At 63.1% G+C, this 12,085-nt stretch carries 12 protein-coding genes; 11 read left to right on the top strand and 1 reads right to left on the bottom strand.

The features are described 5' to 3' along the window. Nucleotides 1-55 precede the first annotated feature (55 nt). On the bottom strand, nt 56-1,207 hold the full coding sequence (locus MnOB_RS07625; protein ID WP_077523625.1) for an ABC transporter substrate-binding protein: 1,152 nt from the start codon (nt 1,205-1,207) through the stop codon (nt 56-58). Nucleotides 1,208-1,944: 737 nt separating this feature from the next. On the opposite strand from MnOB_RS07625, the gene MnOB_RS07630 reads away from it, so the two are divergent. The 11 genes from MnOB_RS07630 (at nt 1,945) to MnOB_RS07680 (ending at nt 11,769) form a co-directional block, all read left to right on the top strand. Further along, nucleotides 1,945-3,057, top strand: a complete 1,113-nt coding sequence (locus MnOB_RS07630) for an amidase (protein ID WP_077523626.1) — start codon at nt 1,945-1,947, stop codon at nt 3,055-3,057. Nucleotides 3,058-3,082: 25 nt separating this feature from the next. After that, nucleotides 3,083-4,255 (top strand): acyl-CoA dehydrogenase family protein, encoded by a 1,173-nt coding sequence (locus MnOB_RS07635; RefSeq protein WP_077523627.1) that lies wholly within the window; start codon nt 3,083-3,085, stop codon nt 4,253-4,255. Nucleotides 4,256-4,282: 27 nt separating this feature from the next. Then, nucleotides 4,283-4,645: an IacB protein gene (locus tag MnOB_RS07640; protein WP_077523628.1), complete on the top strand. Its 363-nt coding sequence runs from the start codon at nt 4,283-4,285 to the stop codon at nt 4,643-4,645. Between the two features lie 5 nt (nt 4,646-4,650). Beyond that, nucleotides 4,651-5,166, top strand: coding sequence for a nuclear transport factor 2 family protein (locus tag MnOB_RS07645; protein ID WP_077523635.1), 516 nt, complete (start codon nt 4,651-4,653; stop codon nt 5,164-5,166). A gap of 125 nt (nt 5,167-5,291) precedes the next feature. Next, nucleotides 5,292-6,566, top strand: a complete 1,275-nt coding sequence (locus MnOB_RS07650) for an aromatic ring-hydroxylating oxygenase subunit alpha (RefSeq protein WP_077523629.1) — start codon at nt 5,292-5,294, stop codon at nt 6,564-6,566. Between the two features lie 81 nt (nt 6,567-6,647). Then, entirely contained in the window at nt 6,648-7,124 is a 477-nt protein-coding gene (locus MnOB_RS07655; protein WP_077523630.1) for an aromatic-ring-hydroxylating dioxygenase subunit beta, read from the top strand. Between the two features lie 10 nt (nt 7,125-7,134). Next, on the top strand, nt 7,135-7,875 hold the full coding sequence (locus MnOB_RS07660; protein WP_077523631.1) for an SDR family NAD(P)-dependent oxidoreductase: 741 nt from the start codon (nt 7,135-7,137) through the stop codon (nt 7,873-7,875). A 94-nt stretch (nt 7,876-7,969) separates the two neighbouring features. Further along, on the top strand, nt 7,970-8,929 hold the full coding sequence (locus MnOB_RS07665) for a PDR/VanB family oxidoreductase (RefSeq protein ID WP_077523632.1): 960 nt from the start codon (nt 7,970-7,972) through the stop codon (nt 8,927-8,929). An 18-nt stretch (nt 8,930-8,947) separates the two neighbouring features. Further along, nucleotides 8,948-9,448: a flavin reductase gene (locus tag MnOB_RS07670; protein WP_077523633.1), complete on the top strand. Its 501-nt coding sequence runs from the start codon at nt 8,948-8,950 to the stop codon at nt 9,446-9,448. A 360-nt stretch (nt 9,449-9,808) separates the two neighbouring features. Beyond that, entirely contained in the window at nt 9,809-11,086 is a 1,278-nt protein-coding gene (locus MnOB_RS07675) for an OprD family porin (RefSeq protein ID WP_077523634.1), read from the top strand. A gap of 59 nt (nt 11,087-11,145) precedes the next feature. Beyond that, the gene (locus MnOB_RS07680; protein WP_077523636.1) at nt 11,146-11,769 is read left to right on the top strand and encodes an NIPSNAP family protein; all 624 of its coding nucleotides are present in this window, start codon (nt 11,146-11,148) and stop codon (nt 11,767-11,769) included. The last annotated feature ends 316 nt before the right edge of the window (nt 11,770-12,085 follow it).

A 12,085-nucleotide genomic window follows, 5' to 3' on the forward strand; every position in this document is an offset into this window, starting at 1 on the left:
CCGTCTGGTGGACATGAAAAGCGATGTCCACCCTACGAGAGCCCATGCCTGAAGCTCAGTTGCGGCTGAGCAGGGTCCAGGTGCCGTTCTTCACCTGGATCAGCTCACGGCCGCGCTCGTCGAAGCCGCTGTGATCCTCCGGGGTCATGTTGTAGACGCCCTGGGTGGCGGGCAGCTCGTGGCTCGACTCCAGCGCGTCGCGCAGGGCAGCACGGAACTCCGGGGTGCCCGGTGCGGCCTTGGCGGCGGCCAGCGGGATGGCTTTCTGCAGCAACAGGCCGGCGTCGTAGGTATTGGCGCCAAAGGTGGCCGGCTTGCTGCCGTTCAGCTTTTCGTAGGCGGCCACATACTCACCGGCAACCTGCTTGGAAGGATGGCTGTCGGGGATCTCGTCCAGTACCAGCATCAGGCTCGCGGCGAGGATGGTGCCTTCGACCTTCTTGCCGCCGAGCTTGAGGAAGTCCGGCAGGGCAGCGCCGTGGGTCTGGTACATCTGGCCGCGATAGCCCTGGTCGAACAGGGTGGTCTGCGGCAGTACCGCGGCGCTGCCCGGAGCGGCTACCAGTACGGCGTCGGGGCGGGAGGCGAGCACCTTCAGACTCTGGCCGGTGACGGAGGTGTCCTGGCGCTGGAAGCGCTCGCTGGCCACCAGCTTGATGCCGTGTTCGGCGGCCAGCGCGACCAGCACCTTGGACCAGTTCTCGCCGTAAGGATCGGCGGTGCCGATGAAGCCGAGGGTCTTCACGCCACGTGCGGTCATGTCGTCCACCAGGGCCTTGGCGATCAGGTCATCGTTCTGGGTGGTCTTGAACACCCACTTCTTCTGCTCGTTCATCGGCAGCACCACGGCCGCGGTGCCCACCGGCGCCAGCAGCGGCACGCCGGCCTCGGCGACGAACTGGATGACGCCCATGGCGTTGGGTGAACCACTTGGGCCGATGATCGCGTCGACGTTTTCTTCGCTGATCAGCTTCTTCAGCGCCTTGACGGTGGCGGTGGGATCGCTGCCGTCATCCAGGGGGATGTACGTGACCTTCTGGTCCCCGGCCTGGGTAGGTAGCAGCGGCGTCGAGTTCTTCTGGGGAAGCCCGACCAGGGCGAGGGGACCGGTGGAGGAGGTGATGACACCGACTTTCACGTCGGCCTGGGCATTGGCCAGGATGGCGGCGCTGAGGAGCAAGGTGGACACGGCTTGTTTGAGGAACATGACGTTCTCCGAGGGTTGCAAGGCTATTCGAGAGGCAACGATCCGCAGGTAGCGCCAGGTCCTTGTGGACACCGATGCACGGATGGCTTGCCGCCTTTTTGTTGTTCTGGCGCCTGGTGGCGCTACCGGCGGGTATCCCGCTCGGCGGGAAGTGAAATTGCAGCTCCCGTGCCAGAAAAACCTGCGCCATGCCGGTGCAGCGCCGAGGAGGCCCCTTTGAGCCCTCCCGCTTTCCCCTCAAGTCAGTGCTTGCTGACTCTCCCCTCGGACCTTTCTGCAAACCGACTTCATGCCAGTGGCAATCGGCTTTTCAGCGTCTTTTGCAGGGCGCTTCCCTGGCTGATTCTTGTGGTTATTCAGGCTAAAAAATCTCTTATTTATCGCCAAAAAATCCGCAATAAATTTCAAATATTCCGTTCGATAATCGCTCACTTTGAAGAGGGTGCTACGCGTGATGAATTTCGATGTGTGCGATGTGAATAATTCTTATCTAATTTATATCTGATTGAAAACAAAGAATTTTATATGTTTTTTTGCGTGAAATATCCATTTTCAGACTGTTACATAAATGCACGGAAGTGGTGCCTTGTTACGTGAAAATGCACCTAATCTACACACTCCTTTTCCAGTGATAATTCAATTGACATTTCACGTAATTTTTTTGATTCTGGATTTACGCAATCGACACCCCCGACGGGGCAGTCGAGCACCAACAAGAACGCCAATGGGTGATGTAAATGACGATAGTGGTCGAGAGGCTGGAGCTGGGTGGCGCGGGGCGAACCGTGATGGTGAAAGACACCATCGATATCGCCGGCCATCCGACCCGCGCTTCCAGCCGTGCGCTGGAAGAAACGCCCGACGCCGTGCGCCATGCCGATGTGGTCCAGGCCCTGCTGGATGCCGGCTGCCGCATCACCGGCAAGACCAGTCTGCATGAACTGGCTTTCGGCACCACCGGCCTCAACACCTGGACCGGCACCGCGGAAAATCCGCGTTATCCCGGCCGCGTGCCCGGTGGTTCCTCCAGTGGTTCGGCTGCCGCCGTCGCTGCCGGTCTCTGCGACTTTTCCTTGGGCACCGATACCGGTGGTTCGGTACGCATTCCCGCCGCGTGCTGCGGTGTGTTCGGCCTCAAGCCCACTTTCGGCCGCATCAGCCGCGCCGGTGTGATGCCGGCACAGACCTCCCTGGATTGCGTCGGTCCCTTCGCCGCCAGGATCGATCTGCTGATCGAGGCCATGGCTGCCATCGATCCTTCCTTCGGTGTGTTGCCCACCGTCAGCGGCATTCGTCTCGGCGTCGTGCCGGTCGAGGCCGATGCGGAGGTGAAGGCCGCCCTGGATGCCGTGCTGGAAGCGTCCGATTTCGAACTGTTCAAGGCGCCGCTGCCGGGCATGCAGACGGCCTACGACGCGGGCCTGGCCATCATCAACCGGGAGACCTGGAACGCCTGCGGTCACCTGGTGGAAAGCGGCCTGGTGGGCGCCGATGTCGCGTCCCGCCTGCTGGCCGCCAGCAAGACCACCGACGCCGACCTGAAAGAGGCCGAAGCCATTCGCGCCGCCTTCACCGCCGAGGTGGATGCCGCTCTGGCGCGTTACCCGATCCTTGCTCTGCCGACCATGCCGAACTACCCGGCCCTGGTAACGGAGGCCGCCGACACCCGCGCGGCCATCGGCATGACCGCATTCGTGCGGCCGTTCAACCTCACTGGCCACCCGGCACTGAGCATTCCCTTCGAGGGCGCCTCGAAGCTGCCGGTGGGCCTTCAACTCGTTGCCGCCAAGGGCGCGGACGAACTGCTGCTGGCAGTCGCCCGCGAGCTCGTGCGGCGCCTCGAACAATAACCAAGAAGCCCACCAGGAGAGCCCCATGTCTTCGCTAAGCGAGCTGGATTACCAGCGCCCCACCCCGATTACCGCGAGTGAAGGATTCCAGGCGCTGCTCGCCGACATCCGTGAGCGTGCCCGGCGCGAGGAATTCGACCGGCAGAAATTCATTTCCCAGGACGTCATCGAGCGCTTCAAGGAACTTGGCGTCTACCGTGCCCTGGTGCCCACCCGCTTCGGCGGCGACCAGCGCTCGCCCATGGAGTTCTGCCAGATGGTGGAGGACATCTCCGCCGCCGACGGTTCCGCCGGCTGGGTTGCCAGCTTCGGCATGAACCCGGTGTACCTCGCGGCGCTGCCCCTGGCGACCCTGGAAAAGGTCTACGCCAACGGCCCGGACGTGGTGTTCGCCGGTGGCATCTTCCCGCCGCAGCCGGCTGCCTTCGTCGAGGGCGGGCTGGAAGTGAACGGGCGCTGGAAATTCTCCAGTGGCTGCATGGGCGCCAACCTGATCGGCGTCGGCATCAGCCCGAAGAACGGCGACACCGTCGGCCTGCCGCGCCTGGCGGTGATGCCGCGCGAGAAGGTGAAGATCGAGGAAACCTGGGACGTGATCGGCCTGATCGGCACCGGCAGCCATGACGTGGTGATCGAAGGCGTTGTCGTGCCCGAAGAGTGGACCTTCGTCCGCGGTGGCCCGGCCAACCTCGACGAGCCGATGTTCCGCTACCCGTCGCTGTCCTTCGCCACTCAGGTGCTCTCGGTGGTGGGCCTGGGCGTTGCCCGCGCCGCCCTGGATTACCTCTCCGGCATGGCCACTGGTCGTTTCTCCGTCACCGGTGCCCCGGCCCTGTCCGACCGCCCGCTGGCGCAGATGCAGATGGCCAAGGCCGAAGCCGAACTGCGCGCCGCCCGCGCCTGGTTCTACGAGGCGATGGAAAACGCCTGGGCCAGCCTGCTGGCCGGCGACCCGGTGAGCGTCGAGCAGACCAACCTGCTGCGCCTGTCCTCCACTCACGCCACCCGCGTGTCCGCCGAAGTGGCGCGTACCGCGCAAATGCTCTCCGGCATGACCGGCGTGTACCGGGACAACCCGTTGTCGCGCTTCGTCAACGACACCCTGGTGGTCACCCAGCACGCCTTCATGGGCGACATGACCTACCAGAACGCCGGCGCGATCTTCTTCGGCAACAAGCCGCTGCCCGGCTACCTGTGAATTCCAACTGACTGATCGGTGATTTCGATGAGCGATAAGAAAGCCCTGCGCGTCCTCTTCTGCATGGGTATCAACCAGAATTTCTTCGACGCCCCGCGCGAGGAACAACTGCAGGTCTGGGCCGCCTTCAGCGAGATGTGGAATGGCATCCACGACCTGCCCGGCGTGACGGTGTTCGGCAACATGGACGACGACCAGAGCATGGTCGGACCAAGCACCGGCTACCCCTGGACCACCTACCTGCTGGCCGACGTACCGGACATCGAAACCGTGCACGCCGCCTGCAACCTGTTCCGCACCACCCCGGTGGGCGACGGCACCTACAAACTCTGGCGCTACGCCAAGGTCGAGGCCCGTACCGGCCGCGAACTGATCATCCAGCGCGCGTGACCGCCATGACCGAAGCCCTTGAGCAACGCCTGCGCCAGCTGGAAAGCGAACACGCCGTGCGCGCCTGCATGAACCGCTACATGGCGCTCTGCGACGCACTGGACGCCCGCACGCCCCTGAACGAACTGGCGGGTCTGTTCACCTTGGATGCCGTCTGGGAGGGCAAGGGCGCCAAGTACGCCAAGAGCTTCGGTGGTTACCAGGGCCGTGAGGCGATCCGCGCCATGTTCGCCACCTACATGGTGGAGCCGGCGCACTTCGCCCTGAACGTGCACTTCCTCTGCTCCGAGCTGATTCGCGTCGAAGGCGCGGAAGCGGTCGGCAGCTGGGTGATGTTGCAGACCTCGACCTTCGCCAGTGGCGCTTCGCACCTCAATGCGGCGCGCCTGACAGTGAAGTTCCGCGAGGAAGAGGGCACCTGGCGCATGGCGCATTTCCAGACCGAGAACCTGTTCAGCCGTCCGGTGGAGGCGTGGAACAGCGACGCGCACCTGCCGGTTCCGGACAAGAACGGCGAGTAACAAACGTAGAGGCCTGACGGTGGGCTGAAGCCCACCCTACGAGAGTCGAGTTTGCCCAGGAAATACGCGGGCAAAACGAACAAGAAATTTTGTAAGTCGGCGCCTTGCGTCGACGAGGAGTGATCGTGACCAACCTGATCGAAACCGTGAACCTGGCCAGCTCGCCGGCCGACCTGGTGCTGCACGACCGCGTGCACACCTCCCTCTACACCGACGCCCGCATCTTCGACGAAGAGCTGGAGAAGGTCTTCTACAGCACCTGGATCTGGGTGGCCCACGCCAGCGAGATTCCGGAAGGCGGCAGCTACAAGAGCACCTACATCGGCAAGCAGCCGGTGATCGTCGTACGCGACCGCAAGAAGGACGTGCACGTGCTGCTCAACCGTTGCCGTCACCGTGGCGCAACCGTTTGCGAACACAAGAAGGGCAAGGCCAACAGCTTCGTCTGCCCGTACCACGGCTGGAGCTATGCCCTGGACGGCAGCCTGCGTGGCGTGCCTCACCCGGAGAGCTACGCCGACTGCCTGGACAAGGGCGAGCTGCCGCTGGTGAGCCTGCGTGTCGAGGAATACAACGGCATGATCTTCGCCACCTTCAAGGACGACATCGAGCCGCTGGTGGACTTCCTCGGCCCAGCCAAGAAGTGGATCGACCTGTTCATGAAGCAGGGTGCCGGTTACGGCGTGAAGGTTTCCGGTGAGCACCGTTTCCGCTTCCCTGGCAACTGGAAGATCCAGCTGGAAAACACCACCGACGCCTACCACTTCCCGCTGGTGCACAAGTCGTTCCTGTCCTCGGTGGACGAGCAGACCCTGGAGCTCTTCGACTTCGTGAAGGGCCCGGGCTACGTCGAAGACCTCGGCAACGGCCACAGCGTGATGGTGATGATCCCCGAGCTGGTGGACCTGGAAGCCAACCTCGACCAGCCGATCCCCGAGCGCTTCGAGGCTCTGGCCGAAGAGCTGCGCGGCGAAGGCATCGAGGAGCAGCAGGTGCGCCGCATCGTCCGCGCCGTGGGCGGTTCCGGCTTCAACCTCAACCTGTTCCCCAACGTGGCCTGTTCCATGGCCTTCTTCCGCGTGCTGCAACCGGTCTCGGTGAACGAGACCGAGATCCACCACGCGGTGATCACCATGGACGGCGGCCCGGCCGTGGCCAACCGCTACCGTCTGCGCCTGCACGAACACTTCCAGGGCCCCATGGGCTTCGGCACTCCGGACGATTCCGAGGCCTGGGAGCGCGTGCAGAAGGGCGCCCAGGCGGGCACCGACCTCTGGATCATGCTCAACCGCGGCCTGCCCGGCGAGAAGCCGAGCGAGGACGGGCTGATCAGCGACGTGAGCGCCGAGACCGGCATGCGCGCTGCCTACCAGCAGTGGAAAAAGATGATGTCGGTCTGACCCTCATCCGCCTCTCTCCCGCCAGCGGGAGAGGGGCAAGGGATGGCGTCGCCACGAAACGCACTATTTGAGAGAAAAACCATGAACCTTGAATTGCTCAATCACGTCAGCGCATTCATCTGGCAGGAAGCGGACATGCTCGACCACGGCGACTTCGACGCCTGGCTGAACCTGTGGACCGAGAAGGGCACCTACATCATCCCGATCGATCCGAACGAGACCGACTTCGAGAACACCCTGAACTACGCCTACGACGACCACCACATGCGTCAGCTGCGCGTGCAGCGCCTGATCGGCGGCGAGTCCATCTCCACCAGCCCTCGCGCCCGCACCGTGCGTGCCCTGTCGCGCTTCCGCGTGCTGGGTGAGGAAGACGGCGTGGTGACCGTGCGCTGCGCACAGAACCTGCGGGAGTTCCGCAAGGACGTGCTCAAGCACTACACCGCCGACATCACCTTCCAGCTCAAGCGTGAAGGCGAGTGCTTCAAGATCCAGCGCAAGCTGATCCAGCTGATCAACTCCACCGATACCCTGGCCGGTATCGGCTACATCCTGTAAGGGCGCCGCCATGAGCCAGATTGCACTCGTCACCGGCGCCGCCCAAGGCCTCGGCCTCGCCATCGCCAGCCGCCTGTTCGCAGCCGGTTACGCCGTGGTGATCACCGACCTGTCGCTGGAAGGCGCCCAGGCCGCCGCGGACAGGCTCGACCCCAGTGGCGAGCGCAGTCTGGCGCTGAAACTCGACGTGGCCAGCAAGGCCGACTTCGAGCTGGCGCTGGCAGCGACCCTGGAACGCTTCGGCGCCCTGCACGTGGTGGTGAACAACGCCGCCATGACCATGACCACCCCGGTCATGCAGATCAGCCCCGAGGAGTTCGACCGCGTCCTGAGCCTCAACACCCGTAGCGTCTTCGTCGGCTGCCAGGTGTTCGGTGCGCATATGGCGGCGGCCGGCTACGGGCGCATCGTCAACATGGCGTCCCTGGCCGGGCAGAACGGCGGCACCGCCACGGGTGCGCACTACGCCGCGTCCAAGGGTGCCATCGTCACCCTGACCAAGATCTTCGCCAAGGAGCTGGCGGCGGGCGGCGTCACCGTCAATGCCATCGCTCCGGGTCCGATCGAATCCCCGGCGGTGCGCGCAGCCGTGCCGGCCGAACGCATGGAAGGACTGCTCGCCAACATCCCGGTCAAGCGCCTGGGCGATGCGGACTTCCTCGGTGACCTGGTCGTGCAACTGGCACGCCCGGAGGCCTACTTCACCACCGGGGCGACCTGGGATGTCAACGGTGGGCTGTTCATGCGCTAAGTGCGCAACCAGACAAAGCAGTGTCGTGCGTGCAGTGCGGCAAGTAACAACGATCGAGAACAATCAGCACCCATGAGGGTGCGGGAAGGCCGGTATGAGTGAGCAAGTGTTGAATCTGGTGGTCCGCAAGCGGGTTGAGCAGGGCGAGGGTGTAGTCATCCTCGACCTCGCCGACCCGTCGGGCAAACCCCTGCCGGCGTTCGAGGCCGGTGCCCATGTGGATATCCACCTGAAATCCGGCCTGGTGCGCCAGTACTCCCTTTGCGGTGACCCGGCCAATGCCTCGGTCTACCGCCTTGGCGTGCTGCGCGACCCGGCTTCCCGTGGTGGTTCGATTGCCGTCCACGAACTGCTGCAGGAAGGCAGCGAGGTCGCCATCGGCGCGCCGCGCAACCTCTTCCCGCTGGCTGCTGGCGCGAGCCGTTCGATCCTCATCGGCGGTGGCATCGGCATCACCCCGATGATCGCAATGGCCCACGAGCTGACCGCGAAGGACAGCGCCTTCGAACTGCACTACTGCGGCCGCTCGCGCAGCCGTACCGCCTTCCTCGACGAGCTGGAAAGCGCCGATTTCGCATCCCGTGTGCGTACCCACTTCGACGACGAGGCCGCCGAGCAGAAGCTCGACCTGCCCGCCGTGCTGGGTAAGCCGGCCGACGACGTTCACGTCTATGTCTGCGGCCCGGCCGGGTTCATGGACTGGGTGATCGCCGAAGCTGGCAAGGCGGGGTACGCCGACGATCACATCCACCGCGAGTACTTCCAGGTGGAAGTGGACGCCAGCGGCGACAGCTTCGAAGTCGTCGCCTCGCGCAGCGGCAAGACCGTGCAGGTGGCCGAGGGCCAGAGCATTGTCGACGCCCTGGCCGGCGTGGGCATCAAGATCGAGATTTCCTGCGAGCAGGGCGTCTGCGGGACGTGTCTGTGCGACGTACTGGAAGGCGAACCGGACCACCGCGACGTCTACCTGACCGATGAAGAGAAGGCCGCCAACGACCAGATCCTGGTCTGCTGCTCGCGTGCCAAGTCAAACAAACTGGTACTGGACATCTGACAGCAGAGGGGCAAGACCATGGTCGATACCAATGGATTCCGTAATGCCATGGCGCTGCTGGGCGGCGCCGTTTCCGTCATCACCACCGATGGCGCAGCGGGCCGCTGGGGCTTCACCGCTTCCGCGGTGTGCAGCGTCACCGACCAGCCGCCGACGCTGCTGGTGTGCATGAACCGCTCTTCGTTCGCCAACGGTCATTTCAAGCAGAACGGTGTGCTCAGCGTGAACGTGCTGTCCGCTGAGCTGAAGGAAATCTCGGGTGTGTTCGCCAACCGCGAGCTGGACTCCGAACAGCGCTTCGCCCGCGCCAGCTGGAGCACCCTGGAAAGCGGCTCGCCGCTACTGGACGACGCCCTGGTGAGCTTCGATTGCCGCATCGCCCAGGCCCATGAAGTGGGCTCGCACACCATCTTCTACTGCGAGGTGCTGGGCATTCGTCACGGCAAGAACCAGGAAGGCCTGGTGTATTTCAACCGCGCCTACCACCGCCTGGGCGACGCCTCACGTTCGGCCTGCTGATCCGGTGTTTCGGGGTTGTCTTGTTGGGCTTCGCGTAGCTCAGCCACAACCTATCAAAGCGTGCTCTCTCCCGTAGGTTGGGCAGAGCGAAGCGAAGCCCAACGCGCGATGGCGAAAAGAACTCCGGAGTCATTCCGGAATATTGGATGAAGTTGTATTTCATCCGTTCTGAAGATGTACCCATAACTAGAAATCGAGGGCGCCCGTACATGTTCGGGTGGCGGGCCTTGCTACAACTTTTTTGCAGTAAGTGGTTATAAAAACAACACTGTGGATTAACTGCCGAAGTTGGACTTCTTGCTAATTAATCTGCTTCCACTCGATGTGCCTTGCATGCACATGTAAGAAAGGATCACTTCCATGTTTCAGAAAAGCTGGCTGGCCAGCGGCGTAGCTGCCGCGGGCCTGATGGGGATGCTCATGCCGATGTCCGCGCAGGCGGACTTCGTGAAGGATCGGCAAATCAGCCTTGGCCTGCGTAACTTCTATATCGATCGTGACTTCAAACAGGATGATGCGCCGAAATCGCGTATCGGAAGTTGGACTCAAGGTTTCGATTTTCGCGCCATCTCCGGATATACCGAAGGCACTTTGCAGTTCGGTCTAGATGTATCCGGGCAATATGCCTATCGTCTGGATGGTGGTGGCGGTCGCGGCCCGGACACCATCATTCCTTACGACGACAGCAAGGGTGAGCAGGTGCGCGACTATGGCCGCGCCGCTCTGACCGGAAAGATGCGTTACTCCAAGACCGAATTGAAGGTCGGCGAGCATCGCCCGATGCTGCCGGTGGCCTTCTATGACGACTCCCGCCAACTGATCACCACCTTCCATGGCTTCCTGCTGGAATCCCGTGAAGTGGACCGGTTGACGCTTACCGGCGGACGCTTCACCGAGATCAGCAGCCGTGAGTCGTCCAACCGCGAGAAGATGTACCTGTTCAATGGCCCGGACATCAAACGCCGCAGCGATGGCCTGAACTTCGGTGGCGCCACCTACGCCTTCACCCCGAGCCTCACCGCCAGCTACTTCTACGGCCAACTGGAAGACATCTACCAGCAGCATTACCTGGGCGCGACCCACACCGCTGACCTGGGTGGCGGCTACGGCCTGAAGACCGACCTGCGCTACTTCGACAACAGCGAAGACGGCAAGGCGTTGTACGGCGATATCGACAACCACTCCTACGGCGCCATGACCACCCTGCGCAAGGGCGCCCACGCCATTGGCGTCGGCTACCAGCGCATGCTCGGCGAGAGTGTCTTCCCGACGCTCAACGGCTATGCGCCGCAGCCGTACCTGGTGAACTGGTCCACCGTCGGCTTCGTGAAACCCAACGAAAGCTCCTGGCAGCTGCGCTACGACCTCGACTTCGCCGCCTACGGCGTGCCTGGTCTGAAGCTGATGACCCGTTACCTGCGAGGCACCGGCATCGACCGTGGCAACAACGCGCTGGACCAGAACGTCGAGAGCGAACGCAACCTCTACCTCAGCTACGTGGTGCAGAGCGGCGCGCTCAAGGGCGTCGGTTTCGAGTGGCGCAACATCGACGTCAAGACCCGCTACGGCAACGGCAATGCCTCGGGTCCGGACTATCAGGAGAACCGCCTGATCACGACGTACACCTTCAAGTTCTGAGCCAACGGGGCCGGCCGATGATGGTCGGCCCCTTTTTCAAACCTGGCAGCGAGACTCCGATGCGACTCTACGAACTCATCACCTTCACCCTGCGCGTGCGCACGCCGGCCGCGGCACTGGCGCGCCTGGAATCGACACTGGCCGAGGCGGCGCCGGGCTGCACCCTGGTGGGTTGCTGGGCATCGGAAATCGGACCGCTGAACCAGATCGCCGTCCTGCGTGGCTTCAGCGACGAGAACGCGCGGCAGACCGAGCGCGAGCGCTTCCTGCTGGCGCGGGATGCGTTTGGCATCGAAGAGTTCATGCTCGACATGAAGGTGGAGAACTACACGCTGTTCCCCTTCCTCGAACCCCTGGCATCGGGTGCCCATGGGCCCTTCTACGAACTGCGTGAATACAACCTGATTCCCTCCGGCCTGACCCCCACTCTGGAGGGCTGGAAGAAAGCCGTCGGACCGCGCACCACGGAAAGTTATTCACAGGTCTACGCGGCCTTCTACGCCACCGACGGGCGCACGCCGCGTTACCTGCACATCTGGCCCTACGCAACCCTGGAACAGCGCCTCGACGTGCGCACGAGGGCAGTGGAGGACGGCGTCTGGCCGCCGGAGAACTCCGGGCCGCAACTGCGCGAAATGCATTCCACCGCCTACCTGCCGGCAAAGTTCTCGCCGCTGCAGTAGCGCCTTTTTTCACGCTTTACCTCAGCCCGTTCCACTCCTTTGCGGGCTTTTTTTCTTGTTGCAGGGACGGTTGCTTCTTGTAGGGGCGAATTCATTCGCCAAGGGCAGCGCAGCTGCCCCGTAGGGTGGATGTCGCTCTTAACATCCACCAATGGAGTCCGGATGAGCCACGGACGGTGGATCGATGAAGCGTGATCCACCCTACGAACGTGCCAGGGAATGCAGGCTTGTTGTGGGGGCGAATTCATTCGCTATGGGCAGCGCAGCTGCCCCGTAGATACCGTCTTGATCCCTAGTGGGCAAGCGCCCGTTCTGC

The organism is Metapseudomonas resinovorans, assembly GCF_002003485.1.
Taxonomy (GTDB): Bacteria; Pseudomonadota; Gammaproteobacteria; order Pseudomonadales; family Pseudomonadaceae; genus Metapseudomonas; species Metapseudomonas resinovorans_D.

What these genes read in the sequence shown, in the direction of transcription:
- MnOB_RS07625 (WP_077523625.1), bottom strand. Translation starts at nt 1,207, where the DNA reads ATGTTCCTCAAACAAGCCGTGTCCACCTTGCTCCTCAGCGCCGCCATC.
- MnOB_RS07630 (WP_077523626.1), top strand. Translation starts at nt 1,945, where the DNA reads ATGACGATAGTGGTCGAGAGGCTGGAGCTGGGTGGCGCGGGGCGAACC.
- MnOB_RS07635 (WP_077523627.1), top strand. Translation starts at nt 3,083, where the DNA reads ATGTCTTCGCTAAGCGAGCTGGATTACCAGCGCCCCACCCCGATTACC.
- MnOB_RS07640 (WP_077523628.1), top strand. Translation starts at nt 4,283, where the DNA reads ATGAGCGATAAGAAAGCCCTGCGCGTCCTCTTCTGCATGGGTATCAAC.
- MnOB_RS07645 (WP_077523635.1), top strand. Translation starts at nt 4,651, where the DNA reads ATGACCGAAGCCCTTGAGCAACGCCTGCGCCAGCTGGAAAGCGAACAC.
- MnOB_RS07655 (WP_077523630.1), top strand. Translation starts at nt 6,648, where the DNA reads ATGAACCTTGAATTGCTCAATCACGTCAGCGCATTCATCTGGCAGGAA.
- MnOB_RS07660 (WP_077523631.1), top strand. Translation starts at nt 7,135, where the DNA reads ATGAGCCAGATTGCACTCGTCACCGGCGCCGCCCAAGGCCTCGGCCTC.
- MnOB_RS07665 (WP_077523632.1), top strand. Translation starts at nt 7,970, where the DNA reads ATGAGTGAGCAAGTGTTGAATCTGGTGGTCCGCAAGCGGGTTGAGCAG.
- MnOB_RS07670 (WP_077523633.1), top strand. Translation starts at nt 8,948, where the DNA reads ATGGTCGATACCAATGGATTCCGTAATGCCATGGCGCTGCTGGGCGGC.
- MnOB_RS07675 (WP_077523634.1), top strand. Translation starts at nt 9,809, where the DNA reads ATGTTTCAGAAAAGCTGGCTGGCCAGCGGCGTAGCTGCCGCGGGCCTG.
- MnOB_RS07680 (WP_077523636.1), top strand. Translation starts at nt 11,146, where the DNA reads ATGCGACTCTACGAACTCATCACCTTCACCCTGCGCGTGCGCACGCCG.